Origin of the sequence: Metabacillus sp. FJAT-52054 (assembly GCF_037201815.1) — a bacterium.
Lineage (GTDB): Bacteria > Bacillota > Bacilli > Bacillales > Bacillaceae > Metabacillus_B > Metabacillus_B sediminis.
On sequence record NZ_CP147407.1, the window covers coordinates 1,688,734 to 1,714,098 of the forward strand.

At 42.6% G+C, this 25,365-nt stretch carries 25 protein-coding genes and 1 riboswitch; of the genes, 16 read left to right on the top strand and 9 right to left on the bottom strand.

Annotation, left to right across the window (positions count from 1 at the left end):
• The first annotated feature begins 30 nt into the window (after positions 1-30).
• The 4 genes from WCV65_RS08910 to ade all read left to right on the top strand — a co-directional run bounded on the left by WCV65_RS08910 (position 31) and on the right by ade (position 5,020).
• Complete coding sequence (locus WCV65_RS08910; protein WP_338781686.1) at positions 31-1,491, top strand: NAD(P)H-hydrate dehydratase; 1,461 nt, start codon at positions 31-33, stop codon at positions 1,489-1,491.
• Positions 1,488-1,940 carry a DUF6884 domain-containing protein gene (locus WCV65_RS08915; protein ID WP_338781688.1) on the top strand — a complete coding sequence of 151 codons (453 nt, stop codon included), beginning with the start codon at positions 1,488-1,490 and terminating at the stop codon, positions 1,938-1,940. The genes WCV65_RS08910 and WCV65_RS08915 overlap by 4 nt, the downstream gene beginning before the upstream one ends.
• A 253-nt stretch (positions 1,941-2,193) precedes the next feature.
• Positions 2,194-2,856 carry a TrkA family potassium uptake protein gene (locus tag WCV65_RS08920; RefSeq protein ID WP_035413116.1) on the top strand — a complete coding sequence of 221 codons (663 nt, stop codon included), beginning with the start codon at positions 2,194-2,196 and terminating at the stop codon, positions 2,854-2,856.
• A 283-nt stretch (positions 2,857-3,139) separates the two neighbouring features.
• Positions 3,140-3,241, top strand: a riboswitch (purine riboswitch).
• Positions 3,242-3,286: 45 nt separating this feature from the next.
• Positions 3,287-5,020: an adenine deaminase gene (gene ade / locus WCV65_RS08925; RefSeq protein WP_338781691.1), complete on the top strand. Its 1,734-nt coding sequence runs from the start codon at positions 3,287-3,289 to the stop codon at positions 5,018-5,020.
• A 22-nt stretch (positions 5,021-5,042) separates the two neighbouring features.
• Here the strand turns inward: ade and WCV65_RS08930 are convergent, their stop codons facing one another.
• Both WCV65_RS08930 and WCV65_RS08935 read right to left on the bottom strand, forming a co-directional pair.
• Positions 5,043-5,924, bottom strand: a complete 882-nt coding sequence (locus WCV65_RS08930; protein WP_338781693.1) for a TetR/AcrR family transcriptional regulator — start codon at positions 5,922-5,924, stop codon at positions 5,043-5,045.
• Positions 5,911-6,081 (bottom strand): hypothetical protein, encoded by a 171-nt coding sequence (locus WCV65_RS08935; RefSeq protein ID WP_156505993.1) that lies wholly within the window; start codon positions 6,079-6,081, stop codon positions 5,911-5,913. The genes WCV65_RS08930 and WCV65_RS08935 overlap by 14 nt, the downstream gene beginning before the upstream one ends.
• 302 nt (positions 6,082-6,383) lie before the next feature.
• Between WCV65_RS08935 and WCV65_RS08940 the strand changes: the two genes are divergently transcribed.
• Positions 6,384-7,025, top strand: a complete 642-nt coding sequence (locus tag WCV65_RS08940) for a GTP pyrophosphokinase family protein (RefSeq protein ID WP_035413113.1) — start codon at positions 6,384-6,386, stop codon at positions 7,023-7,025.
• 11 nt (positions 7,026-7,036) lie between these two features.
• Positions 7,037-8,584 carry an MDR family MFS transporter gene (locus tag WCV65_RS08945; protein WP_338781696.1) on the top strand — a complete coding sequence of 516 codons (1,548 nt, stop codon included), beginning with the start codon at positions 7,037-7,039 and terminating at the stop codon, positions 8,582-8,584.
• 54 nt (positions 8,585-8,638) lie between these two features.
• On the opposite strand, the gene rnjA is transcribed toward WCV65_RS08945, so the two are convergent.
• Positions 8,639-10,306, bottom strand: a complete 1,668-nt coding sequence (gene rnjA, locus WCV65_RS08950) for a ribonuclease J1 (protein WP_035413110.1) — start codon at positions 10,304-10,306, stop codon at positions 8,639-8,641.
• A 3-nt stretch (positions 10,307-10,309) separates the two neighbouring features.
• On the bottom strand, positions 10,310-10,519 hold the full coding sequence (locus WCV65_RS08955; protein ID WP_338781698.1) for an RNA polymerase epsilon subunit: 210 nt from the start codon (positions 10,517-10,519) through the stop codon (positions 10,310-10,312).
• Positions 10,520-10,920: 401 nt separating this feature from the next.
• On the opposite strand from WCV65_RS08955, the gene WCV65_RS08960 reads away from it, so the two are divergent.
• The gene (locus WCV65_RS08960; protein ID WP_338781700.1) at positions 10,921-11,712 is read left to right on the top strand and encodes a Cof-type HAD-IIB family hydrolase; all 792 of its coding nucleotides are present in this window, start codon (positions 10,921-10,923) and stop codon (positions 11,710-11,712) included.
• Between the two features lie 35 nt (positions 11,713-11,747).
• On the opposite strand, the gene def is transcribed toward WCV65_RS08960, so the two are convergent.
• Positions 11,748-12,299: a peptide deformylase gene (gene def, locus WCV65_RS08965; protein ID WP_035413105.1), complete on the bottom strand. Its 552-nt coding sequence runs from the start codon at positions 12,297-12,299 to the stop codon at positions 11,748-11,750.
• A gap of 806 nt (positions 12,300-13,105) precedes the next feature.
• Entirely contained in the window at positions 13,106-13,237 is a 132-nt protein-coding gene (locus WCV65_RS08970) for a YjcZ family sporulation protein (protein WP_035413103.1), read from the bottom strand.
• 246 nt (positions 13,238-13,483) lie between these two features.
• On the opposite strand from WCV65_RS08970, the gene WCV65_RS08975 reads away from it, so the two are divergent.
• The 5 genes from WCV65_RS08975 (at position 13,484) to lpdA (ending at position 20,051) form a co-directional block, all read left to right on the top strand.
• The gene (locus WCV65_RS08975; protein WP_035413101.1) at positions 13,484-14,146 is read left to right on the top strand and encodes a YkyA family protein; all 663 of its coding nucleotides are present in this window, start codon (positions 13,484-13,486) and stop codon (positions 14,144-14,146) included.
• Positions 14,147-15,088: 942 nt separating this feature from the next.
• Positions 15,089-16,204, top strand: a complete 1,116-nt coding sequence (gene pdhA / locus WCV65_RS08980; RefSeq protein ID WP_035413099.1) for a pyruvate dehydrogenase (acetyl-transferring) E1 component subunit alpha — start codon at positions 15,089-15,091, stop codon at positions 16,202-16,204.
• 3 nt (positions 16,205-16,207) lie between these two features.
• On the top strand, positions 16,208-17,185 hold the full coding sequence (locus WCV65_RS08985; protein ID WP_035413098.1) for an alpha-ketoacid dehydrogenase subunit beta: 978 nt from the start codon (positions 16,208-16,210) through the stop codon (positions 17,183-17,185).
• Positions 17,186-17,279: 94 nt separating this feature from the next.
• Positions 17,280-18,635, top strand: coding sequence for a dihydrolipoamide acetyltransferase family protein (locus WCV65_RS08990; protein ID WP_338781707.1), 1,356 nt, complete (start codon positions 17,280-17,282; stop codon positions 18,633-18,635).
• A gap of 3 nt (positions 18,636-18,638) precedes the next feature.
• Positions 18,639-20,051 carry a dihydrolipoyl dehydrogenase gene (gene lpdA / locus WCV65_RS08995; protein WP_035413092.1) on the top strand — a complete coding sequence of 471 codons (1,413 nt, stop codon included), beginning with the start codon at positions 18,639-18,641 and terminating at the stop codon, positions 20,049-20,051.
• Between the two features lie 38 nt (positions 20,052-20,089).
• On the opposite strand, the gene WCV65_RS09000 is transcribed toward lpdA, so the two are convergent.
• Positions 20,090-20,488: a hypothetical protein gene (locus WCV65_RS09000; RefSeq protein ID WP_338781710.1), complete on the bottom strand. Its 399-nt coding sequence runs from the start codon at positions 20,486-20,488 to the stop codon at positions 20,090-20,092.
• Positions 20,489-20,805: 317 nt separating this feature from the next.
• A complete protein-coding gene (locus WCV65_RS09005; protein ID WP_338781712.1) occupies positions 20,806-21,192 on the bottom strand; it encodes a DUF1885 family protein in 387 nt (128 codons plus the stop codon).
• Between the two features lie 196 nt (positions 21,193-21,388).
• Between WCV65_RS09005 and WCV65_RS09010 the strand changes: the two genes are divergently transcribed.
• The 4 genes from WCV65_RS09010 to WCV65_RS09025 all read left to right on the top strand — a co-directional run bounded on the left by WCV65_RS09010 (position 21,389) and on the right by WCV65_RS09025 (position 23,740).
• On the top strand, positions 21,389-22,111 hold the full coding sequence (locus WCV65_RS09010) for an SDR family oxidoreductase (RefSeq protein ID WP_338781714.1): 723 nt from the start codon (positions 21,389-21,391) through the stop codon (positions 22,109-22,111).
• Positions 22,108-23,130, top strand: a complete 1,023-nt coding sequence (locus WCV65_RS09015) for an S-adenosylmethionine:tRNA ribosyltransferase-isomerase (RefSeq protein ID WP_338781716.1) — start codon at positions 22,108-22,110, stop codon at positions 23,128-23,130. The genes WCV65_RS09010 and WCV65_RS09015 overlap by 4 nt, the downstream gene beginning before the upstream one ends.
• 14 nt (positions 23,131-23,144) lie before the next feature.
• On the top strand, positions 23,145-23,522 hold the full coding sequence (locus WCV65_RS09020; RefSeq protein ID WP_338781718.1) for a VOC family protein: 378 nt from the start codon (positions 23,145-23,147) through the stop codon (positions 23,520-23,522).
• Between the two features lie 95 nt (positions 23,523-23,617).
• Positions 23,618-23,740 (top strand): GapA-binding peptide SR1P, encoded by a 123-nt coding sequence (locus WCV65_RS09025; RefSeq protein ID WP_035413085.1) that lies wholly within the window; start codon positions 23,618-23,620, stop codon positions 23,738-23,740.
• A gap of 89 nt (positions 23,741-23,829) precedes the next feature.
• On the opposite strand, the gene WCV65_RS09030 is transcribed toward WCV65_RS09025, so the two are convergent.
• The gene (locus WCV65_RS09030; protein WP_338781720.1) at positions 23,830-25,305 is read right to left on the bottom strand and encodes an aminotransferase class I/II-fold pyridoxal phosphate-dependent enzyme; all 1,476 of its coding nucleotides are present in this window, start codon (positions 25,303-25,305) and stop codon (positions 23,830-23,832) included.
• Between the last annotated feature and the right edge of the window lie 60 nt (positions 25,306-25,365).

The following is a 25,365-nucleotide window of genomic DNA, read 5'->3' on the forward strand; positions in this document are numbered from 1 at the left end:
TATATTTTGTCATGAAGGGGATGCTCGTTCATGTTTATCTGTACAAAAGAGAATATACGTCTTATAGACAGGCAGGCAGAAGAAAGAGGAATAAGCGGATTTACATTAATGGAAAATGCGGGTGCTGGACTGTATAGAGAAATTTCCACCCTGGTTACTAAGCAGCAGGAGATTTGCATTGCTGCAGGAAAAGGCAATAATGGCGGTGATGGAATTGTTTTGGCCAGGTACCTGCTTCTCAACGGCTATCAGACAAAGCTATTCTTTCCATTTGGTCTTCCTGCAGAGGATGGAACAGCAGGCCGGCATCTCCATTATTTAACTGCCTGCGGTTTTTCACCCTTTGCGGATGCTATTGAAGGTGATGTTATCGTTGACGCGCTTTTTGGTATTGGCTTCCAGCAGCCCTTGAGAGAAGAAGCAAAGGTATGGGTCAGACGATTAAACGAAAAGCAAGCACTTAAAATTTCAATAGACATACCTTCCGGAGTGGAAGCTGACCATGGTTCGGTAAGTGAAGCGTTCCGGGCGGACTATACATTTTGTTTACATGGATACAAGCCATCCGCTATTTTGATTCCATCAACAGCATATTATGGGAAAGTGTCGACAGTATCCATTGGACTTCCCCAGGATAGCAAATTAAAGATATGGACTGAGGAAGATGCAATTAACGCATGGCCATCCTTTTCACCCTTTGCTCATAAAGGAAGCTTCGGTACAGGCTATATCATAGCCGGGAGTGACCATATGCCCGGCAGCGCCATGCTCGCAGCGAAGGGAGCGCTGAGAAGCGGTATTGGAAAGCTGATTATGGGGACAAGCCAATTTGCTTCAGCAATATTGGCAGGTGAAGTCCCTGAAACCACATACGAGTTTGACGGACTTGAAAAAACGGCTAGCGGGTTTGTCCCTGAAAAGTTGAAAGCAGCCGCTATTGGACCGGGATTAGAGAACAAGAATTATATTGAACAAGCAGTCCAAAACTTGCTGAAAGAAGATTTTCCAGTAGTTTTGGACGCAGGTGCTCTGCAAAAGCGGGAGTATAAAAAAAGAGAAGTACCCCCAATTCTTACTCCCCATCCAGGTGAGTTCAGCAGGATGACTGGATTGAATGTAAATGAAATTCAGAGCAGCCGGATCCAGGCTGCCCTTCAATATGCAGATGAACATGATGTTATCCTATTGTTAAAGGGAGAGCATACGGTCATTGCCTTTCCTGATGGTGAAGCGATAGTCAACCTGACAGGTAATTCTGCACTTGCAAAAGGCGGAACTGGGGATACCCTTACCGGAATTTTAACCGCTTGTTTGTGCACCCATCAAAACGTTAAAGAGGCAGCTGCAAATGCCGTATTTATCCATGGAAAGACGGCAGATCTGTGGGTAAGCAAATATGGAGCCCGCTCCATGACTGCAAGTGATATTTCGGATATGATTCCAGAAGTGATGAAGTACCTTGAGAATAAGAAGGAGACTTATAGTGGATGAATAGATTATGCATTATTCCATGCGGGAAACGGAAAATTTGGGATAAACAGCCTGGACTTGGACCCGTTCAAGCTCAGTATGCTTATACCGGTGTTTTTCACACTCTCTGCCAAGCATATGCCCGCACCTTTTTTTCTTCCTGGGTTATCCTCTCTGCAAAGCATGGATTTTTAAAACCAGAGGAACTGGTTCCGGGAAATTACGATCTCGCTTTTCAGATGAAGCATCCTGAGATTATTAGTATCCGAGATCTGCGAAATCAGCTGGACAAAAAGAAATTGAATAATGTAGATCAAATTTTCATGCTGGGCGGGAAGAAATTTGACCGGATTCTATCAGAGGTTTTTGGAAAATCGGTGCAATTTCCCTTAAAGGGTTCAAAGGGAATTGGAGAGATGCAGAGAAAGCTAAAGACAGCGGTGGAAACTGAGACTGAAATCGTTTGTTAATAATTTTGTTTATTGATAAAAGGACATCAAATTTTCTGCTATGATAATGGTATATGGTTAGTAAGCTCAGGGGAAAAGGGGATAACTATAAAAATAGCTTCACGTTTGCTGAAGCTGTACGGCAGTTAGGCTGGAATTTATCCTTACAGCGAGAAGGCCCCACAATAAAGTTTCTCCAGTAAATTAAGTGGCGGAGTTCAATAATCGGAATGATAAACTTTTTTACAATGCCTACATAAAGGGGACTATACATATGAAAAAGGAATTTGCAGTAATTGGGCTTGGTCGTTTTGGCGGCAGTATTTGCCGTGCATTAAGTGAAGAAGGCATGGAAGTGATGGCCATAGATAATGATGAAGACCGTGTCAATGAATTCGCAAATATTGCCTCCCATGCAGTAGTGGGAGACACTACAGATGAAGCGGTATTGAAAAGCCTTGGAATCCGTAATTTTGACCACGTAATAGTCGCCATCGGGGAAAATATTCAGGCGAGTATTCTCACAACATTGATTTTAAAAGACCTGGGTGTAAAAAACATTACCGTGAAAGCGCAAAATGATTATCACGAAAAAGTACTCGCTAAAATCGGCGCAGACAAAATTGTCCATCCTGAACGGGATATGGGAAGAAGGATTGCCCATAATATCATTTCCAATAACGTGCTGGACTACCTCGAACTTTCAGATGAACATAGTATTGTTGAGATTGTTGCAAACAAAAAGCTCGCAGGCAATACACTGATCAACCTTGATATCCGTGCTAACTATGGAATCAATATAGTAGCAATAAAAAGAAACAAAGATATAATCGTTTCGCCTCAAGCAGAGGAAGCAATCGAGCTCAATGATATTCTCATTGTCATTGGAGCGGATTCCGACATAGACCGTTTTGAACGAAAAGTATTGGATGTATAAGAATCAAACGAACGCTCTATTTGAAGGGCGTTTTTTTTTCGAAAGGCTCTGTTAAACCTGGAGTTGATTTTTAACACCTGTAGATTGGAGTGGAAGGGCGAGACTCCTGTGGGAGCAGCAAGACAGGTGAGACCCCGCAGCCGCGAACCGAAGAGGAGGCTATAACCGCCCCCCCCTAAGGAAAGCTCAGTGCCTGCTAGCTTCAATCAACAGCCAAGTTTAACAGAGCTTATTAAAAAAATGATTGACTCGCTTATGTGAATCCATTAACATAAAACAAAATATTCATGAAAATATGTATACTCGTATAATCTTGGAGATAAGGTCCATAAGTTTCTACCAAACTGCCGTAAAGAGTTTGACTACGAGAAGAATAGAGGCAAAATTTTGCTCTTCTCCCGGTCATTTCATCTGTGAGAGGGGTTTTTTTATGTCGATCGAAAACATGAAAGAAAGAAACGATGCTGCTTCAGGCAAAGAAATGGCGGACCTGCTTATAACGAATGTCATTGTAGCAGATGTCTTCAACCACGAGCTTGTAAAGATGGATGTAGCGGTAAAAAATGGTGAATTTGTTAGCTGCGGCCGCAGGGCTGCTAAAGAAATAATCGATGGTAAAGGGATGTATATGATTCCTTCGTTTATAGATTCACATGTGCATATTGAATCCTCAATGGTCACTCCCTCTGAATTTGCAAAGGCTGTTCTTCCGCATGGCGTTACGACGGTAATTGCTGACCCTCATGAAATCGCGAATGTATCTGGAACAGATGGAATTCGGTTTATGCTCGAACAATCAGAAAATCTGCCGCTTGATGTAAGGATCATGCTTCCATCTTCAGTTCCGGCAGCAAGCTTTGAAGAGAGCGGAGCCACCCTTCATATGCCTGATTTGGTCCCTTTCGCAGATCATCCGAGGGTATTAGGTCTTGCGGAAGTAATGGATTATCCTTCATTGGTAAATGGCGATAAGGATATGCTGGAAAAAATCCATATGGCCTCAAGCCGTTCAATGCCGATTGATGGTCATCTTGCCGGATTGCCTTCCGAACTTATTGATCTATACAGGACGGCGGGTGTAAAAACCGATCATGAAGTTAATTCTGCAGAGGAAGCGGTAAACAGAATTCGAAGAGGGATGTATGTTCAAATCAGACAGGGATCTGTAGCACAAAATCTCCCTGCTGTCATTCAGGCAGTTACTCCGCTGAATTCAAGAAGATTTATTCTTTGTACGGATGATAAACATCTTGATGAGTTAAAAGAAGAAGGAAGCATCGACCATCTTGTGAGACTTGCAATTGAAAAAGGAATCGATCCGCTAACGGCGATTCAAATGGCATCCATCAACGCAGCGGAATGCTACGGTCTTCAGAAAAAAGGAGCAATTGCTCCAGGGTTTGAGGCTGATTTCATTTTAACGGATGATTTAACAAGCCTGCCTATTAAGAATGTCTTTAGACTGGGAAAAGAGCGGGCATCAGATGGAAACCTCATTTCCAAAGACTGGCCGGTTCCTGAGCCGTATGAAGAGAGCCTGTTAAACACGGTTCATATCGGTGCCTTTAATCAGGAACAACTCGCCTTGCCTTTGCAAAAAAATCAGAAAGTACCTATTATAGAAATCCTGCCCAATCAGCTAATCACCAAAAAACGAATAGAAGAAACATCTGGAGCAGAGGGAGTTTTTCATGCAAGCGTTGAACTCGATCATTTGAAGCTGGTTTGTGTGGAGCGTCACCGCTCATCAGGGAAAGCCGGAGTAGGCATAGTGAAAGGATTTAAATTAAAAACAGGATCCATCGCAGTGTCCATTTCTCACGACTCCCATCATATTATGGCGACAGGAACGAATGATAAAACCCTTTTTGCAGCGATTAGCCGATTGGAGGAACTTCAAGGCGGGATGGTTGTGGCGGATGAAGAAGGCAGGGTTTTAGCTGAATTGTCTCTTCCTGTCGGCGGGCTGATGTCAGACAGGCCTTTTGAGGAAGTCATTGTAAGAATGACAGACATTCATCATGCTTTAAAGAAGACTGGCTTTAACGAACCGTTTAACCCATTCGTTATGCTTTCCTTTCTTGCCTTGCCTGTCATTCCCGAAATTAAGCTTACAGTAAACGGACTATTTGATGTTACTAAATTTGAACATGTTAAGATTTGATTTTAAAAAACGAACTGACCAGTCAGATCGTTTTTTTGTATAAACCATACCATTTATCCAGTTCGTTTTTATAAGAATGGCATGATTTGTTTTCTATTTGATTGATGTACATATACAGACTTTCAATAATGATTTCATTTACAGAGCTTTTATTTAATTCGTCTTTTAAGGAGACAAGTGCAGTCTTTAATTTATCTTCATCATCCTTAATCTCTCCAATCCATAAAGAGAGGAGGTCGCTGATCCGCTGCTTGGGCTTATTTTCCGCTAATTTAAGCTCGGATAATATGATTTTTGCTTCTTCCTCCTGGATAAGTGGCTGATCTCCAGTTTCATTGAAGCTCTTTATTAAGTAATCCATTCTTTTCAGAAGATACGGCCCCATCTCCGGAATCGGAAATGTTTGTTTTCCTTTGATCATCAGCACCAAAAATTCTTTTACCATTCCCTCAAGCAAAATAACCAAATCATATAAAAAGGGTTTAATCTCTGCCCCATATACTTCTCCAAGCCTTTCAGAATACCAGGCAAACAGACGCAGTCTGACCGTTTTTATGTAATGGAACAGCTCGCTGTTTTCCTTCATAATTTGTTCCCTAATCTGCATATGGAGTACCTCTTTATGAGTTGAATTGATATAAAAGATACTTGATAGCTGCTTTTCAAAGCTTGCTCTGTAATCTCCATCAGGTTCATGCAGCTCATCCATTTTCTCGAAAAGAGTTTCAAAGTGATGCTGAAAAATCGAAAACAGAAGATCCTCTTTTGAACCAAAATAATTGTAAATCGAGCCTTTTGCTACTCCGGCAGCATCTGCAATCTCCTGAATAGAGGTTTGATGATAACCATTTTGAGAAAAGCATTTAATTGCGCTGTTTATGATAATTTTCTCACGATCCTTCAATGACATTTACACCTTTCTCGAGTGGACTCAGGTTTTTAAATGGAGCTGGAGCAGGAAGCTTGCTGCCGTTTTTTGAGAGGTGAACAAGTTCTGCTTTGACTCCATAGGACTGTAGCGTTTTTACTAGATTTCTTATTCGATCAATTGTCTGCTCCATAACCGGCTCCTTTTATGGTTTTACACTGCTTTACATCGCTTCTGATTTACGCTTCATGTACCCAGCATCAGTCTTTTCCTCATCAGGCGTCCCGTTTGGGTATTCTTATCATGTGGGGCATGAGCTTGATATAGAATAGGGTGAAAAGCAGGAATTCGCTAAACCATAGTATGATTATAAATCAATTTTATCGATAAGTAATTGACGGAAACTCGTCCGTCATATAAAATATGACTGGATGGTCAGTATAAATGAATTATAGACCTTCCGTTCAAAAAATTCAACAGCCGGGAGAGAGATTAATGAATTCAGAAATGGCTCAGTGGCGGGATTTTCTCATGCCATATAAATTCGCTCTTGATGAATGCAAATTAAAAATAAACATGATTAAGGAAGAGGCTTTTATCTCAGGCAGCTATCATCCTATTGAGCATGTCAAAGCAAGAATCAAGCAGCCGGATAGCATTTTCAGAAAGCTGAAAAGAAAAGGGATTGAGCCGACCCTGATGAATGCAGCGGACCATTTGCAGGATGTTGCAGGTGTCCGGATTGTTTGTTCCTTCGTTAAGGACATATACTTAGTCGCGCAGCAGATCGAAGAAAGAACGGACATGTCCATTCTTGAAAAAAAAGACTATATCCAAAATCCGAAGCCGAATGGATACCAAAGCATGCACTACATTGCAGAGGTGCCCGTTACATTAAAGCAGGGTGTAAAAAAAGTGAAAGTTGAAATTCAGCTAAGGACCTTAGCGATGGATTTTTGGGCAAGTCTGGAACATAAAATTTTCTATAAATTTGAACGGGAGATACCAGATTATTTAAAGCAGGATTTGTATGAAGCTGCCATGGCGGTTCAATTACTGGACCAAAAGATGGAGCATATAAGAGATGAAATAGGAACAATCGAGGATTCGCGGGATCAAATTCTTATGCCGCTATAGGAGGAACATATATGGAGCCAGCCATTAATAGAAAGTTAGTTTTAACAGGGTTAATTATTGGAATGTTTTTCAGTGCGCTCGAACAAACAATTGTCGGAACGGCTATGCCGACGATTATTGGCGAACTTAATGGATTTTCAATTTTCGCATGGGTTACCACGGCTTATCTAATTACATCCACAACCGTCATTCCAATAACAGGAAAGCTTTCTGATTTATTTGGAAGAAGAAAGCTTTATTTAATTGGTACGATTCTTTTTATTATCGCTTCTGCCCTGTGTGCGACAGCTGAAACCATGGAACAGCTGATTGTTTACAGAGGCCTTCAGGGAATCGGCGGCGGAATGATCATGCCGCTCTCTCAAACCATCATTGGTGATATCTTTACAGCGGAACAAAGAGCAAAGTGGCAGGGTGTATTTGGAGCAATTTTTGGATTAAGCTCAGTTATTGGCCCGTTTATTGGAGGGCTGCTCGTTGATACGATCAGCTGGCATTGGATTTTCCTTATTAACGTACCGTTCGGATTGCTTTCAGCTATTCTTATTTTTGCAGGAATGAAGCACGAAGTAATAAGGGGAAAAGGCAAGGCGAAAATAGATTTTCTGGGAATTGCGACTCTCATTCCAGCGCTTGTCTGTTTATTGCTTGAGCTTTCTCTCGGCGGAGATAAGTTTGAATGGATATCAGCTCCAAGTATCGCGTTAATTGCAGGGGCCATTCTTTTTACAGGGTTATTCATCGCTGCAGAGAAGCGAGCAGAAGAGCCGATTCTAGAACTATCTCTTTTTAAGAACCGAGTTTTCTTTACAACGAATATGATTGGATTTTTGCTTGGCTTGGGTATGTTTGGTGCCATCATGTTTGTACCGATGTTCATGCAGGGAATAATGGGGGTCTCGCCAACAGTAGCTGGCTCGACAATGACGCCGATGATGATCGCGTTGATTGCGGCAAGCGTCATTGGCGGAAGGCTATTGCTTAAATGGACATTCCGCACTGTATTAACTTCCGGAATGGCAATTACAACCATTGGATTTTTCTTGATGAGCACAATGGGAACAGGAACACCTCAGTGGGTTGCCTATACTTTTATGGTCGTACTAGGACTGGGAATGGGTCTTGTGATGCCGACCATCATGATCGCTGTTCAGAATGAGTTCCCTAAGCATCAGCTAGGAACCGTAACATCCGCTTCAACATTCTTCCGTTCAATTGGAGGAACCATTGGTGTAACGGTACTCAATGCTGTGATGAATCACTCTTTGCAGGAGTCCATTGCGGAGCAGAAATTCTCAATGGGCTCAGGGCAGGCACCTGATTCGAATGCGTTATTTGGAATTTTGATTCATCCTGATTTACTGAAGATTCCTGAGGCTCAAAAAAATGCCTTTATCGGAGCAATTAAAGATATGTGGGTTTCGTCGTTTTCCATTACGTTTTTAACGGGATTGGTTTTCGTCCTGGTCGGAATTCTGTTTGCTCTCTCGGTAGGTAAGGGAAGAGTCAAAAGAGATTCTGAAAAGATTATCGAAGACATACCTTCTGCTGCAAATTAATGAAAAGCGGCCGCTCAATTGAGCGGCCGCTTTTTCGTTATGCACGTATGTTCTTTAAACTTCCATAATGATCGGAAGGATCATCGGACGGCGTTTTGTTTTTTCATAAAGGAACGGTGCAAGAGTATCCGTAATCTCATTTTTAATTTCAGACCATTGAGTTGTTCTTCGGTCCATAATTTTTGAAAGATGTTTCGTGATCAGATCCTGCGCATCGTTAATCAAATCTCCGGACTCTCTCATGTAGACGAATCCTCTGGAAATTAAATCTGGACCTGCAGCGATTTTGAAGTCTTTCATATTAATGCTTACTACGACAATGACAAGACCCTCTTCGGATAGAATACGGCGGTCTCTAAGCACAATGTTCCCAATATCGCCAATTCCGCTTCCGTCAATGTAGACGGAGCCCGAAGGAATTTTGCCTGTTACTCCGGCATCACTTCCGCCAAGAGCCAATACTTCACCATTATCCATGATAAAGCAATTTTCAGCTGGTACACCGCAATCCATAGCATGCTTCATATGCATTTTCTGCATGCGGTGCTCCCCGTGAATCGGCATGAAATATTTAGGCTTCATAAGGCGAAGCATTAATTTCTGCTCTTCCTGGCCGCCGTGTCCGGATGTGTGAATATCATTCAATGGTCCGTGAATGACTTCTGCTCCCGCACGGAACAGCTTATTGATCGTCCGGCTGACGCTCACTGTATTACCCGGAATAGGGGAAGATGAGAAGACAACCGTATCTCCCTGGATGATCTGAATTTGACGGTGAGTACCGTTCGCAATTCTGGAAAGGGCAGCCATTGGTTCACCCTGGCTTCCTGTACACAGGATAACGACGCGGTTAGCCGGCATCCGGTTAATCGCATTTGGTTCAATAAATGTATCTTTAGGACATTGGATATAGCCGAGATCTTGTCCGATTTGAATGGCAGCTTCCATGCTGCGCCCGAATACCGCCACTTTACGGTTGTTGATCACCGCTGCCTCTACCACCTGCTGAAGGCGATGGATGTTAGATGCGAAGGTAGCAAAAATAAGACGGCCATCAATTTTTCTGAAGATTTCGTTGATGCTGTCTCCAACCTTGCGCTCCGACATCGTGAAATGAGGCACTTCACTGTTTGTACTGTCGGATAGGAGGCAAAGCACGCCATCCTTGCCGATTTCAGCCATTTTCGTTAAGTTGGCAGGTTCACCTACCGGAGTAAAGTCAAACTTAAAATCTCCAGTATGTACAATGCTTCCAGGAGGTGTTTTTACAACCACTCCATAAGAATCCGGAATACTGTGAGTTGTGCGGAAGAACGTAACAGACGTTTTTCTGAATTTAATCACGTCTTCTTCCTGAATTTCATGAAGCTTTGCAGTTCTAAGCAAACCGTGCTCTTCTAATTTGTTGCGAATTAAGCCAAGTGCAAGCTTCCCGCCATATATCGGAATATTTAACTGTCTTAAAAGGTATGGAATTCCGCCTATATGGTCTTCGTGTCCGTGCGTAATAAATAAGCCTTTAATTTTGTCTTCGTTCTTTACTAGATATGTGTAGTCAGGAATAACATAGTCAATTCCGAGAAGCTCTTCTTCAGGGAATTTAATTCCTGCATCAATCAGAATGATTTCATCCTGAAATTGAACACCGTACGTGTTCTTTCCGATTTCACCCAAACCTCCGAGGGCAAAAACGGCAACTTGGTCGTTTTTAACGAATTTCATTGATCATAGCTCCAATACTTTATAATTTTCACTCTTCTCTTCATATTGAAGATAAGAATTGTCAACCAGATGTACAAACTCAATATTATAATTCCGATCTTTAAGCTTAAGTCGGACATCGCGCTCAGAATCACCATGCACGTAGAGTGTTTGTGTCTTTTCCCGAACAGGTACCTCTAGTACAGATTCCTGAAAGTATACTTTGTAAATCATTTGCCAAATCTCTCCTTAGATACCGTTTGTTAGATTGCCTTCTAACATTATATTCGAAACGGGCGCGTAAGAAAAGGGGGCCGAACCCCTTTAAAGGTCTGACCCCTACGCGATTGTCTTTTTTCTTAGCAAATGTTTCCACTGATCTTTGAGTTTATTCCTGAGTCTTCTAAGCATTTTAACACCCCTTTTCATAAAACTTGTCCATCATCCATCAATCCGGTGCTTTATCTCTGTTACTTATATTATATGAGATAATCGGTTTTTTTTTCATGGGTATTCGTGGAAATTAAAAGATAAGTTTTTTCTCGGAAATTATTGTTTTGCCGCATATGCAAACTTTGTTATAGTATATCTGACATTTATTAAGCTTATTGCAGCAGGAAGAGGAGAGTCTGATGATGAATGAAAAAGTGATTTTTTTTGATATTGACGGGACACTGCTTGACCATGATAAAAAAATACCTGCATCAACCAGACAGACGATTGATGATTTGCGCCGGGCAGGACACCATGTAGCAATTGCTACAGGACGGGCTCCATTTATGTTTAAAGATTTGCGGGAGGAACTTGGAATCGATTCCTTTGTTTCATTTAATGGTCAATTTGTGGTATTTGAAGGGGAAGTGATTTATAAAAATCCTCTGAAAACGGAGACGCTGGAGAAAGTTTTGGCTTACTCGTCCCAAACAAAACATCCGCTTGTTTTTATGAATCATGAAACCATGATGGCATCGGAGGGAGATCATCCTTTTATTCGCGAAAGCATGGGCTCCTTAAAGTTTGACCATCCAGAAGTAAATCCGGATTTTTTTTCAGAATCTGAAATCTACCAGACACTGCTTTTCTGCAAGGCAGGAGAGGAAGAGGCATACAAGCAATATAAGGATTTGCATTTCATTCGCTGGCATGACCTGGCGACTGATATTCTGCCGATGGGCGGCTCGAAGGCAGAAGGGATTAAAAAATTAGTTGAACGTCTTAAATTTGAAAGAGAAGATATATATGCATTTGGTGACGAGTTAAATGATCTGGAAATGATTAAATATGTTGGAACAGGTGTAGCGATGGGAAATGCCAATCCTAAACTGAAGGAAATCGCGGATTTTATCACAAAGCCTGTGGATGAAGACGGCATTCAGTATGCTGTTCACGAACTCGGCCTTCTATCATCTGCGCCGGAAAAAAATTAAGGATAATGCAAAAGGGAGCCGCATGTGGCTCCCTTTTATCTTTCTACAGCTATGGCACCTTCTGGAATGGAAAATGGCTCGCTGCTGTTCATGTGATCATAGAACATAACACCATTTAAATGATCAATCTCATGCTGAAAAACAATCGCAGCCAGACCTTTTAACCGCAAATCCACTTCGCTGCCATCTAAAGCCGTGGCCTTTACTCTTACTTTTGCATATCGGGGTACATACCCAGGAACCGGTCTGTCAACGGAAAGGCAGCCTTCTCCCTCTGCAAGAAAACTTTGCTGAACCGAATGGCTGATAATTTTCGGATTAAACAGTCCATAGCTGTATTGAATGTTTTCATCTGAAAAATGAACGGCAATCATTCGTTTTCCCACATTTATCTGAGGGGCGGCAAGCCCGACGCCAGGACGGAGATCATGTTTCTCGGCAATCTCAGGATTCTGGCTGTTTTTTAAGTAATCAAGCATCTCCTGAAGTATTTGGCGATCTTCCTGAGAAGCAGGCAGCGACACTTCCTTTGCCGCCTCCCGCAAAGTCGGATGGCCTTCTCTAATGATGTCTTTGCTTGTAAGCATTGCAAGCACTTCCTTTCATCGTTTCAACCCGTATCTTTTTCATTATATAGAAACCGCTTTTTGAATGAAAGATGATTCTATTGTATTTTTAACACCGTTTCATAAGAACATTAATCCATTGCAGGATTGAATTTTCCATGTATGTGGTTTTGCTCAGGCGCGGGGGCTGTCCATTCCTCGGGATCGTTTTAAGCAAGCACCGTTTAATTGTCTGCACGTATATATTAGAATAAGCACCCCTTAATAGGAGTGCTTTGGTGTTTATTTTGCCAGCTCCAGCGCTAGCCCTTCGGCCGCTTCGCTCTCTCGGGCCCGCAGGACGCGGGTCAGTTCTGCGTTGCGGAAGGAAACCGCGCTCTTAGCAGAACTTCCTTTAAAAAGCGCCCCTCGGTGGAGAGCTCCACCGTCTTTCAGGGCTGAGCAAGCGCCTTCCGCTTTTCTTGATGTCCAGCTCCAGGCGCTAGCCCTTCGGCCGCTTCGCTCTCTCGGTCGGGGCAAAAAGCGCCCCTCGGTCGAGAGCTCCACCGTCTTTCAGGGCTGAGCAAGCGCCTTCCGCTTTTCTTGATGTCCAGCTCCAGGCGCTAGCCCTTCGGCCGCTTCGCTCTCTCGGTCGGGGCAAAAAGCGCCCCTCGGCCAGAAGCTCCACCGTCTTTCAGGGCTGAGCAAGCGCCTTCCGCTTTTTTTGATGTCCAGCTCCAGGCGCTAGCCCTTCGGCCGCTTCGCTCTCTCGGTCGGGGCAAAAAGCGCCCCTCGGTCGAGAGCTCCACCGTCTTTCAGGGCTGAGCAAGCGCCTTCCGCTTTTCTTGTTAGCAGCCTCCGCCGAGGTATGCTGCACCGACGATGATTAAAAGGATAAACAATACAACGATTAGAGCAAATGTGCGTCCGTAGCCGTAGCCACCGCAGCCGTATGCAGGGTAAGCAGGATAACAATACATATTGACAACCTCCTTTAAAATAGCGCTCTTGCTTGAGCGTCTGATATAACATATGCTTGCGGGGTAAATGTGTATAGTCATTAGCCCAGTTCTTTTTTCTTTTTGGGTTTTGTCCCACCCATCGAAGGAAAAGGACAGCCGAATTACCTGTTTTTGCAGGCTTTCGCCAATTACTTTACAGAGATGTATTGTGTTCTTTGCACAGAGATTTTATAGTTAGTAGTTGTAGAGTAAGGGGGATTAAATGTGCGGAAAAAGAATAAATGGCTAATGTTTGGCATGAGTGCGGCCTTATCAGGCTCCATTCTCACAGGCTGTATGGGGCCGTCACCATCCGAGCAGGCATATGAGGCGCTTGAAAATGTAGTCTCTAAAGAGAGCCCGTTTAAGAAGGAGCAACAACCTCTTCTTGAACTTGAACAGAAGGAGAATAAGATTTACAACCAAATTATCGCTCTTGGCATGAAAGATTTTGAAAAAATTAAAACACTTTCCGGAGATGCGCTTAAATTAGTGGCGGATCGAAAAGACCGGATTGAAACAGAGCAAAAAAGCATTGCGGAATCGGAAAAGGCATTTAAAGATGCAGAAGAAGCACTTGGGAAAATTGAGGATGGCAAAGCTGAAAAAGAGGCAGATGAGTTAAAAAAGCTCATGCACGACCGTTATAATTCATACAACGAGCTTGCAAAATCCTACAAATCGGCAATTGCACTTGATGAAGAACTGTATAAGATGTTCCAGAATAAAGAGCTGAAGCTTGAAGATCTGGAAGCGCATATCAGTAAGATCAATGCCTCTTATAAAGAAGTTATGGAATTGAATAAAAAGTTCAATGAGTACACAGAGCAGTATAATACAGCCAAAAAGGCTTTTTATAAGGCTGCTGATATTAAAGTCGATCAATAAAAAGACTGATGCGAATGGAAGGGAAGCCACCGGAAGTTAACAAAATCCGGGGGCTGCCGTCCTTATTTGTACAGTCTTTGTTTTTGTCTGTATATAGTAGAAACGCTTTCCTTACATAGGTTTAATGGGCAAAATCCTGTTTTGTCCCCAGAGTGCAAACAGCAATTATCAACAGTGTCCATTTTTTATTAGGCTCTGTTAAAGCCCCGTGTCGATTTATAACAGCTGTTGATTGGAATGGAAGGCCGAGACTCCTGCGGGAGCAGCGGGACAGGTGAGAACCCGCAAGCGCAAAGCGGCGAGGAGGCTCAAGCAGCCCGTTCAAGGATAAGCGAGCGCCTGCAACGCAAATCAACAACCAAAGAAAAGTCTGGGGAAAGATCATGGTTTAGATGGATACCATTTTTTAACACCTGATTGATTGGAGCGGAAGGTATGAGACTCATGCTGGGACAGCGTGACAGGTGAGACCCCGCAAATGCAAAGCGTACAGGAAGCTCACTGCACTTCAAGGACAAGAGATTGTCTGCAGTGGAAATCAACAGCTGAATTTTTTAAAAATGAAAACGCTACTATTGTAGTACAGGTTATTTATTTGTACTAATACAGTTTGTTAAAATGGGATTTATTTGTAAAAATAAAGTTTGCCAAATTCCTTTAATAAACCTTGTGTAAACAGATTGACTTCAGTTTTTATGAGGTGTAAACTATGTTTGTATTATTAGTATTGTATTATTTTTGCTTCTGAAAAAATTAATACAGTTTCCGTAGCTTAAATCTTTACATATCCTGAAGTTTTAAGTTGCTCTAATGTGGTAAATGGTAGTGGAATGTGTTTGAAAAAAATGTGTCTGTGATTTAATTTAGGGTATCCTAAATCTGTATATGACTGGAATCATTCTGCTATCAAAATTGTCTAAATGAAAGGAAGAGGTGACTTAGATGGCTGCTAAAACTAAATCTGCACTTGTAGACGGCAAAAAGCAATTTGATGCGATTGCTGAGCAGTTCCAAACGTTACAAATTTTAAATGAAAAAGGCGAAGTCGTGAATGAAGCGGCAATGCCGGATCTATCTGATGATCAATTGAAAGAGCTTATGCGCCGTATGGTTTATACGCGTATTCTTGATCAGCGTTCTATCTCTCTAAACCGTCAAGGACGTCTTGGTTTCTATGCTCCGACTGCCGGACAGGAAGCTTCTCAGATCGCTTCCCATTTTGCATTGGAAAAAGATGACTTTATTCTTCCTGGTTATCGTGATGTGCCTCAAATTATCTGGCATGGTCTTCCGCTTTATCAAGCGTTCCTATTCTCCCGTGGACATTTCCACGGCAACCAAATGCCTGAAGATGTATATGCATTGTCTCCTCAAATTATCATTGGAGCTCAATACATCCAGACTGCCGGCGTAGCGCTTGGAATGAAAAAGCGTGGAAAAGAAGCAGTTGCCATCACTTATACAGGGGACGGCGGAGCTTCACAAGGTGATTTCTATGAAGGAATTAACTTTGCCGGAGCATTTAAGGCTCCTGCAATTTTCGTAGTGCAAAACAACCGCTATGCAATTTCTACTCCAGTTGAAAAACAATCTGCTGCACGTACAATTGCTCAAAAAGCAGTTGCGGCTGGAATTGTAGGAATTCAAGTTGACGGTATGGATCCGCTTGCTGTTTACGCTGCTACAGCTGAAGCACGCAAACGCGCAATCGGCGGAGAAGGCCCGACATTGATTGAAACCCTTACGTTCCGTTATGGACCACATACAATGGCTGGGGATGACCCGACACGCTACCGCACAAAAGATATTGAAAACGAGTGGGAAGAAAAAGATCCGCTTGTTCGTTTCCGCAAGTTCCTTGAAGGCAAAAAGCTTTGGAGCGAAGAGGAAGAAAATAAAGTAATCGAACAGGCAAAAGAAGAAATTAAAGAGGCAATCAAAAAAGCCGACGATTATCCAAAACAAAAAGTAACTGACCTTATGGGCATTATGTACGAAGAAATGCCTAATAATCTCAAGGAGCAGTTTGAAATTTATAAAGCGAAGGAGTCGAAGTAAGCCATGGCGCAAATGACAATGATTCAGGCAATCACTGATGCGTTACGCACAGAACTAAAAAATGACGAAAACGTTCTAGTATTTGGAGAAGACGTTGGCGTAAACGGCGGGGTTTTCCGCGCGACTGAAGGATTGCAGAAGGAATTTGGCGAAGACCGTGTATTCGATACTCCGCTTGCAGAATCTGGAATCGGAGGTCTTGCACTTGGACTTGGTCTTCAAGGCTACCGTCCAGTACCTGAAATTCAGTTCTTCGGATTCGTGTATGAAGTAATGGATTCCATTTCCGGCCAAATGGCACGTATGCGTTACCGTTCTGGCGGAAGATGGACATCTCCTGTCACAATCCGTTCCCCGTTTGGAGGAGGAGTACATACTCCAGAAATGCATGCGGACAGCCTGGAAGGTCTCATGACTCAACAGCCTGGACTAAAAGTAGTTATTCCTTCAACGCCTTATGATGCAAAAGGACTTTTAATTGCCGCTATTCGTGATAACGATCCGGTTATCTTCCTTGAGCACATGAAGCTTTACCGCTCTTTCCGTCAGGAAGTTCCTGAAGAAGAGTACACAATTGAACTTGGAAAAGCTGAAGTGAAACGCGAAGGATCAGATCTTTCTATCATCACTTACGGTGCAATGGTTCATGAATCTCTTAAAGCAGCTGAAGAGCTTGAAAAAGAAGGTAAATCCGTAGAGGTTATTGACCTTCGTACAGTTCAGCCGCTGGATATCGATACAATTATTGCTTCTGTTGAAAAAACAGGCCGTGCAATCGTTGTTCAAGAAGCTCAAAAGCAAGCTGGAGTTGGTGCAAACGTTGTTGCTGAAATTAATGACCGCGCTATCCTAAGCCTTGAAGCTCCTGTTCTTCGTGTTACAGCTTCTGATACAGTATTCCCTTTCTCTCAAGCAGAGGGTGTATGGCTGCCTAACCACAAAGACGTAATTGAAACAGCTAAAAAAGTTTTGGAATTTTAATCAAACAGGACGAAACAGCAATCGAAAAGAAATCAGTGAAGCTGGTTTCTTTTCGTTCATAGCAAATCACACAAAACTGGGAGGTTGAAAAACCGTGTCATTCGAATTTAAAATGCCGGATATCGGTGAAGGAATCCATGAAGGCGAGATCGTAAAATGGTTTGTTAAGCCAGGTGACGAAATTGAAGAGGACGACGTGCTAGCTGAAGTGCAAAACGATAAAGCAGTCGTTGAAATTCCTTCTCCTGTAAAAGGAAAAGTATTAGAACTTAAAGTTGATGAGGGAACAGTTGCAACAGTTGGACAAACTCTAATCACTTTTGACGCTCCAGGCTACGAGAACCTTAAATTCAAGGGTGACGATCATGGAAGCGATGAGAAAAAAGAAGAAAAAACTGAGGCTCAGGTTCAATCAACAGGCGAAGCGGGTCAAGATGTGAAAAAAGAAGAAGCTCCAAAGCAAGAACCTGCTGCTGAAACAGGTGCAGGAAGCCAGGATCAGGTTGAAGCTGACCCTAATAAACGCATTGTAGCTATGCCATCTGTGCGTAAATATGCACGCGAGCAAGGTATTGATATCCGTCAAGTAAACGGATCCGGCAAAAACGGACGCGTATCTAAAGAAGATATCGATGCATTCGGCAAAGGCGGAGCTGCGCAACCAACAGAAGCTTCAGCAGCAGAAGAAAGCAAACAAGAATCTAAACAAGATTCAAAACCGGCTGCACAAGCAATTCCGGAAGGCGAGCTTCCTGAAACACGTGAAAAAATGTCCGGCATGAGAAGAGCGATTGCTAAAGCAATGGTAAACTCCAAGCATACGGCTCCTCACGTTACGCTTATGGATGAAATTGATGTTACTGAGCTTGTTGCACACCGTAAAAAATTCAAAGGTGTTGCGGCAGACCAGGGTATTAAGTTAACATATTTACCGTACGTTGTGAAAGCTCTTACTTCTGCGCTGAAAAAGTTCCCAGTGCTTAATACATCTCTTGATGACAGCACAGACGAAATTGTTCAAAAGCACTACTACAACATCGGTATCGCTGCAGATACTGAAAAAGGTCTTCTAGTACCTGTTGTTAAGAACGCTGACCGCAAATCTGTATTCGAAATCTCTGATGAGATCAATCAGCTTGCAGTTAAAGCGCGTGATGGTAAACTTTCCGGTGCCGAAATGAAAGGTGCATCCTGCACAATCTCTAACATCGGTTCTGCCGGCGGACAATGGTTTACTCCAGTAATCAACCATCCTGAGGTAGCAATCCTTGGAATTGGCCGTATTGCTGAAAAGGCTGTTGTACGCGATGGTGAAATTGTTGTAGCTCCAGTTCTTGCTCTTTCCTTGAGCTTCGACCATCGTATGATTGATGGTGCTACTGCACAAAATGCAATGAACCACATCAAGCGTTTACTTAACGACCCACAACTTATTTTAATGGAGGCGTAATCAATGGTAGTAGGAGATTTCCCTATTGAGACAGACACTCTTGTCATTGGTGCGGGACCTGGCGGCTATGTAGCCGCCATCCGCGCTGCACAGCTAGGACAAAAAGTAACAATTGTTGAAAAAGGAACTCTAGGCGGAGTTTGCCTAAACGTTGGATGTATTCCTTCCAAAGCATTAATTTCAGCTGGTCACCGCTTCGAAAATGCTAAGCATTCCGAAGATATGGGAATCACGGCTGAAAACGTAAAAGTTGATTTTACAAAGGTTCAGGAATGGAAAGGCAGTGTTGTCAACAAGCTTACGAGCGGTGTTGAAGGCCTTCTAAAAGGAAACAAAGTAGAAATCGTCCGCGGAGAAGCATACTTCGTAGATGGCGAATCCATTAAAGTAATGGATGAAAATTCTTCTCAAACTTATAAATTTAAAAATGCAATCATTGCGACGGGTTCCCGTCCGATCGAACTACCAGCATTCAAATACTCTGACCGTGTCATCCATTCTACCGGCGCTCTTGCTCTTAAAGATGTTCCGAAGAAATTGGTTGTAATCGGCGGAGGCTACATCGGAACTGAGCTTGGAACGGCGTATGCTAACTTCGGTACTGAAGTTACGATTATTGAAGCTTTGGATGATATTTTAATGGGCTTCGAGAAACAAATGAGCTCACTAGTTAAACGCAACCTGAAGAAAAAAGGGAACGTTGACATCCATACGAAAGCAATGGCTAAATCTGTTGAAGAAACAGAAAATGGCGTGAAAGTAACATTTGAAGTGAAAGGCGAAGAACAAACAGTTGAAGCGGATTACGTACTGGTAACAGTAGGACGCCGTCCAAACACTGATGAACTTGGTCTTGAGCAAGTAGGCGTTGAAATGAGCGACCGCGGCGTTATCAAAATTGATAAACAGTGCCGCACAAGCGTTTCCAACATTTTCGCAATTGGTGATATTGTTGAAGGACCGCCTCTTGCGCACAAAGCTTCTTATGAAGGTAAAATTGCTGCAGAAGTAATCGCTGGCGAAACGTCTGAGATCGACTATCTTGGAATTCCAGCAGTTGTATTCTCAGAGCCTGAACTTGCTACTGTAGGATATACAGAAGCTCAAGCGAAGGAAGAGGGTCTTGAAGTAACAGCTGCCAAATTCCCATTCGCTGCTAATGGACGTGCTCTGTCTCTTAATGAAACAGACGGTTTCATGAAGCTAATCACAACGAAAGAAGACGGAATCGTTATCGGAGCTCAAATCGCTGGTGCGAACGCTTCTGACATGATTTCTGAACTTGGACTTGCAATCGAATCCGGAATGACCGCGGAAGATATCGCAATGACGATCCATGCTCACCCAACATTGGGAGAGATTACGATGGAAGCTGCTGAGGTCGCTCTTGGCAGCCCAATTCATATCATTAAATAAATTGCATCAAAAAGACCTCTGCGAAAGCGGAGGTCTTTTTAATGCTTCAAAACTTTTCGAAGCGGGTTTAATATTTCTTCTTTAGTTTGGACCATTCCTTCAATGTGAATCACGACTTTTTTATTGTCCATAACAAGCAGGGAAGGATATTTACGGACGCCAAAAGGATTGTTTTGTTCCTCCTGATACACCTTGAAATTTTTGGAATCAACCGGGTATTTTTCTTTAATTGCCAGCAGCGCATCATAATACTGTTTTTCATCCTCAATTTTGTCCCCGTCTGAAAAAAAGACAATCACTTTATCTTTTGTTTGGATGGAAGTGCCTGAGGTCTGGGACATTAATCCCGGGAACGTGCAGGAAGAGAGAAACAAAACAGGCCCAATCATCACTGCTAAAAACATTCGATCGAACTTATTCATTTTATCTGCAAACACGATTTATCCCTCCCCAGTCCTATTTCCGGTCTCAAATTAATCCCATTTTATCATAATCCCATCTCATTCCTTTAAATGTCATCAAAATGTTACCGAATTGAAAAATGGGATTTTCAATTAAAAAAAGTTACTCTCATTAATATAAACGGGAGTAACTGGAAAAAAGTTTCGTTTTATTGGAAGTTTTATAAAAACCTTTGCATAAGTATTTTATCATTGTCCTTCATACATACCAGGTCAATTTAATTATAGCAATTGAACGATAATTTTCCTAAGACACTGTGCGCATCTGGAGGCTTCCTGTATTTAGTAAACCATTATGTAAACCGCATAACCTTCCCATTAAACAAATGCAGCTCACCTTTCATTTTTTTTGCCAGGAATTTGCACAATTCATTGGCCTTTCCTTTGTCCCCATGTGCAGAAGAGGCTGGCAGGTAGATCTGCACCGCTTCAGCAGACTCATCTTCTGATTGGATGATTCCTATATAAATATGATTGAAGCCAGGCTGGACACTTCTTAAAATTAGCAAGCGTTCATGTTCCTGGCAGATTTCATATGGGAATGCAGTCTCACTGTATTCCCACCCAAGCTGTTCCCCTGTTTTGGCTGTAATTCCTTTATAGTAGTCAATATGTTTATAAATGATTTCTAAAGAGATTGGCTCCCTGTCATTCATAACGATGCTCGCATGTTGTCCCACTTTCAGTCCTCCCTATCCTCTGTTTATTCCATTGTATTCTAAATAATCTGATATTTACAATTAAAATTGACTCAATCAAAAGACCGAGAAATTCCCGTTCTAATTTATGAGAGATGGATGCACCTTGCTTCTGATGTGATTCCCTTCTAATCCCAATACAATAAAGTTATATCAAATAAAGAGGGGAAAGATCACTATGAAAAAGACTGTGATGATTACTGGAGGCTCTAAAGGTTTGGGAAGAGCACTCGCGCTGACTTTTGCGAAAAAAGGGGCACGCATTGCAGTGTGTGCGAGGGGGAAACATGAGCTTAATTTACTGGAAAGGGAAATAATTGAGTTTGGAGGGGAAGTTCTTGCCGTCCAGGCGGATATCTCCATTGCTGAAGAAGCCGATCGTTTCGTATCCCTAGCAGAGGAAGCTTACGGGTACATTGATGTTCTTATCAATAATGCCTCTATTTTCGGACCAGGTCCTTTACAACTGGCAGACTATACAGAAAATGCCTTTAAAGAAGTTCTTGAAGTAAACATACTAAATCCCTTTTTAATGACAAAAAGGGTGCTCTCAGGTATGCTGATCCGCCAGCAGGGCAGCATTATTAACTTAACTTCGGAAGCAGGAAAGACAGGCTTTGCTGAGTGGGGAGCCTATGGAATATCTAAATTCGCTGTAGAAGGCATGACACAGACCTGGGCTGATGAGTTAAAAGATACTGGGGTAAGAATGAATATGGTAGATCCCGGTGAAATGGATACGGAAATGCACCGGACAGCGGTCCCAGATTGTGACTATGATTTAGCCAATCCGCTGGATCATCTAGATATCTTCTTATATCTTGCATCAAATCAGTCAGCACTTATAAATGGACAGCGATTTGAAGCCCAGTCCTTCAGCTATAAGGAGGGAAGAGCATGACTATTCAGCATCAGGCATTTCATATACCAGACAGTCTCCATGCAGCAGAACCGGCTGAACAGAGAACCGGGAGGAGAGACGCAGTCCGTTTATTGGTTCTCGAAGCGGAAAGCGGCATGAGAAGGCATTCATCGTTTAGGGAGATTGGCTCTTTTTTGAAGCCCGGTGATCTATTGGTGTTCAATAACAGCCGAACCATTCCTGCTGTATTAAAGGGAACATTTAGGAAGGGAGAAGTTGAGGTCAGGCTGAGCAGGAAGGTATCGGATCATATTTGGGAAGCAATCATATATGATGGATTAGCAAATATCGGAGATACGATTACATTTAATGACAGACTTGAAGCAGTGATTTACGGGAGAGGAATAGAACGGCCGCTGATTCTGCTGAAGTTCTCAAAAAGCGGGGTGGAGCTTCTCCAGGAAATCTACTTAATTGGCAAAGCGGTTGATTACGAATACATCCAGCACCCATGGCCTCTGGAAAGCTATCAAACGGTCTATGCCTCTGTGCCCGGTTCAGTTGAGATGCCTTCTGCAGGAAGAGCGTTTACCTGGAAGCTTCTGCAGCAGCTCAAGTCTCAAGGAGTTCAAATAGCCTTTTTGCAGCTTCATGCAGGTTTAAGCTATTTTGGAGGTGACATATGGCCAGATCCTGCTAAACACTTCGAGTCTTATCGAGTACCAGAGGAAACGGCTAAAGCTGTATTGGATACAAAGCTTACAGGGGGAAGGGTCATAGCAGTTGGAACCACAGTTGTAAGGGCACTGGAAACGGCAGCCGAAAACGGCGGTTTGCCAAATGGAACGGAAGGGGTTACAAATCTTTATGTTACCCGTAACTTTGCCCGGAAGGCTGTAGACGGACTGCTTACAGGCTTTCACGAACCGGAAGCAAGCCATTTAGACATGCTGAGTGCCTTCATTAAACCAAATCTATTGGGAGAAGCCTATAAGGAAGCTTTAATGAAAAATTATTTATGGCATGAATTTGGTGATATGAATCTTATTTTGCCATGAGAGAAGGGGAAAAGATGAAAGTGCATCATATTGGGCTGAATGTTCGAAACCTGGAAGCTTCCACGAATTTTTATACCGTTTTCTTCGATTTAAATAAAGAAACGGAGTTCTCTTTTTTGGATGATAACATTGTATTTCTGCATGGTGCAAATGGAATGCTTGAACTGATTGAGGATAAGAGTGCCGTTTTTAATGAAAAAGCCATTCATCTGGCGTGGGAGGTTGAGTCTATCCAATATTGGCTTGACCGGCTTGAAAAGAAGGGACTCCTGCCTGCCCTTGGACCGTTCAAGCTGCCGAACGAATGGAAAACAGTTTTCTATGAGGGACCCGATGGAGAAACAATCGAACTGATTGAGAAAAAAAGGGCACTCAAAATAAAATTAATGTGACATACTTTTTATGCTTGACGAATATAATGTGACATAATAATATAAAACTAACAAATTATTAAAACCGCTTACATTTAAGAAAAGGGGATGGGAAGATGGGAACAATCGTTTGTCAGGATTGCAACAGCACAATCAGCCATTTTGAGGATGAAAAAGTCTCCACTTTGTACGGAAGATGCTTAAATTGTGAGTGTGAAAAAACAGAAATCAAACGGTAAACATGACAAGGGGTTAAGATAAAAAGGGAAAAGCATGCGCTGAATCTGGCGCATGCTTTTATTTATCACGATTGATTCGATTCGTTCTCTTATCGTATTGCTTTATGCTCTTTAATAACCCGAAGAGAATTTAAGTTAGGATCCTCAGGTCCCTGAACAGGCAGCCCGACTTCCATGTTTTTTTGAATATAGGCAAGATTATCTTCAGTAATAATCTCACCGGGAATAAAGATTGGGATCCCGGGAGGATAAACCATAATAAACTCAGCGATAATCCGGCCTGCGGATTCATTAAAGTCCACGATTTCTGTTTCGGAATAAAAAGCATCCCTTGGTGTAAGGGCAAGCACTGGTATATCAGGCAGCAGCACGGCGGTTTCTTCGATTTGACCCGGATCTCGGTGTTTAAACCGGTCTGATAGTTCAGTCAATGCTTCGACGAGCAAATCTGTTTCCTTTACAGTGTCACCAGGGGTAACGATGCACAGGATATTATATAGATCGGAAAGTTCAACCTCAATTCTGTATTTCTCCCGAAGCCACTTCTCCACGTCATAGCCTGTTAATCCAAGCTCCTTCACTGAGATAATCAATTTTGTCGGATCGTAATCATAAGTTGACTTCGTTCCGAGAATTTCGCTGCCTACACAATAAATATCTTCTATAGCGTTTAACTGCTGACGCACTTTTTGAGCAAGCTGAATGGTTTGGTCAATCAGTTCTCTGCCCTCCATGGCCAGGCGCTTACGGGCTACATCAAGCGAAGCGAGCAGCAAGTAGGAGGTTGAGGTTGTTGTCATCATACTTAAAATCGACTGTACCCTCTGAGCGGACACAAGCCCCTCTCTGACGTTTAGGACCGAGCTTTGGGTCATAGACCCTCCCAGCTTATGAACACTTGTTGCAGCCATGTCAGCCCCTGCCTGCATCGCTGACATTGGAAGCTCTTCGTGGAAGTGGATGTGAACACCGTGTGCTTCATCTACTAAAACCGGTACATGGTAGGAATGGGCAATTTCGACGATTTTTTTCAAGTCTGCCGATATTCCAAAATACGTCGGGTTTATGACTAGGACTCCTTTAGCATCAGGATGCTGATCCAGAGCCGTCTGCACAGAGTCAGTGGTAATTCCGTGAGATATACCGAGCTCTTTATCAACCTCAGGATGAATAAAAACGGGAACCGCACCTGAGAAAACAATAGCGGTCATGACGGATTTATGAACGTTTCTAGGGACGATAATTTTATCTCCAGGCTTGCAGACAGCCATAACCATTGTCATAATTGCTCCACTCGTTCCTTGAACGGAGAAAAATGTGAAATCAGCTCCAAATGCATCTGCAGCAAGCTCCTGGGCTTCTTTAATAATACCCTTCGGAGAATGCAAATCATCAAGAGGTCCTATATTAATCAGATCCATTTTAAGGGCGTTTTCGCCGATGTATTCTCTGAAATCTGGATCAATTCCGGCACCTTTTTTGTGCCCAGGTATATGAAATTGAATGGGATTCCGGTCAATGTGTTTTTTTAACCCGGTATAAAGCGGTGTCAGGTTTTGGTTCAATGGTTCATTCCACCTTCTTTTTCTGAAATACGTCCTTAATAAAAACACATGAATTATATC

Coding starts and splice junctions, on each gene's coding strand:
- ade (WP_338781691.1), top strand. CDS start 3,287: ATGTCGATCGAAAACATGAAAGAAAGAAACGATGCTGCTTCAGGCAAA.
- WCV65_RS08920 (WP_035413116.1), top strand. CDS start 2,194: ATGAAAAAGGAATTTGCAGTAATTGGGCTTGGTCGTTTTGGCGGCAGT.
- WCV65_RS09010 (WP_338781714.1), top strand. CDS start 21,389: ATGAAAAAGACTGTGATGATTACTGGAGGCTCTAAAGGTTTGGGAAGA.
- lpdA (WP_035413092.1), top strand. CDS start 18,639: ATGGTAGTAGGAGATTTCCCTATTGAGACAGACACTCTTGTCATTGGT.
- pdhA (WP_035413099.1), top strand. CDS start 15,089: ATGGCTGCTAAAACTAAATCTGCACTTGTAGACGGCAAAAAGCAATTT.
- WCV65_RS08935 (WP_156505993.1), bottom strand. CDS start 6,081: ATGGAGCAGACAATTGATCGAATAAGAAATCTAGTAAAAACGCTACAG.
- WCV65_RS09020 (WP_338781718.1), top strand. CDS start 23,145: ATGAAAGTGCATCATATTGGGCTGAATGTTCGAAACCTGGAAGCTTCC.
- WCV65_RS08985 (WP_035413098.1), top strand. CDS start 16,208: ATGGCGCAAATGACAATGATTCAGGCAATCACTGATGCGTTACGCACA.
- WCV65_RS08915 (WP_338781688.1), top strand. CDS start 1,488: ATGAATAGATTATGCATTATTCCATGCGGGAAACGGAAAATTTGGGAT.
- WCV65_RS08945 (WP_338781696.1), top strand. CDS start 7,037: ATGGAGCCAGCCATTAATAGAAAGTTAGTTTTAACAGGGTTAATTATT.
- WCV65_RS09025 (WP_035413085.1), top strand. CDS start 23,618: ATGGGAACAATCGTTTGTCAGGATTGCAACAGCACAATCAGCCATTTT.
- WCV65_RS09015 (WP_338781716.1), top strand. CDS start 22,108: ATGACTATTCAGCATCAGGCATTTCATATACCAGACAGTCTCCATGCA.
- WCV65_RS08970 (WP_035413103.1), bottom strand. CDS start 13,237: ATGTATTGTTATCCTGCTTACCCTGCATACGGCTGCGGTGGCTACGGC.
- WCV65_RS08910 (WP_338781686.1), top strand. CDS start 31: ATGTTTATCTGTACAAAAGAGAATATACGTCTTATAGACAGGCAGGCA.
- WCV65_RS08955 (WP_338781698.1), bottom strand. CDS start 10,519: ATGATTTACAAAGTATACTTTCAGGAATCTGTACTAGAGGTACCTGTT.
- WCV65_RS08940 (WP_035413113.1), top strand. CDS start 6,384: ATGAATTCAGAAATGGCTCAGTGGCGGGATTTTCTCATGCCATATAAA.
- WCV65_RS08960 (WP_338781700.1), top strand. CDS start 10,921: ATGAATGAAAAAGTGATTTTTTTTGATATTGACGGGACACTGCTTGAC.
- rnjA (WP_035413110.1), bottom strand. CDS start 10,306: ATGAAATTCGTTAAAAACGACCAAGTTGCCGTTTTTGCCCTCGGAGGT.
- def (WP_035413105.1), bottom strand. CDS start 12,299: ATGCTTACAAGCAAAGACATCATTAGAGAAGGCCATCCGACTTTGCGG.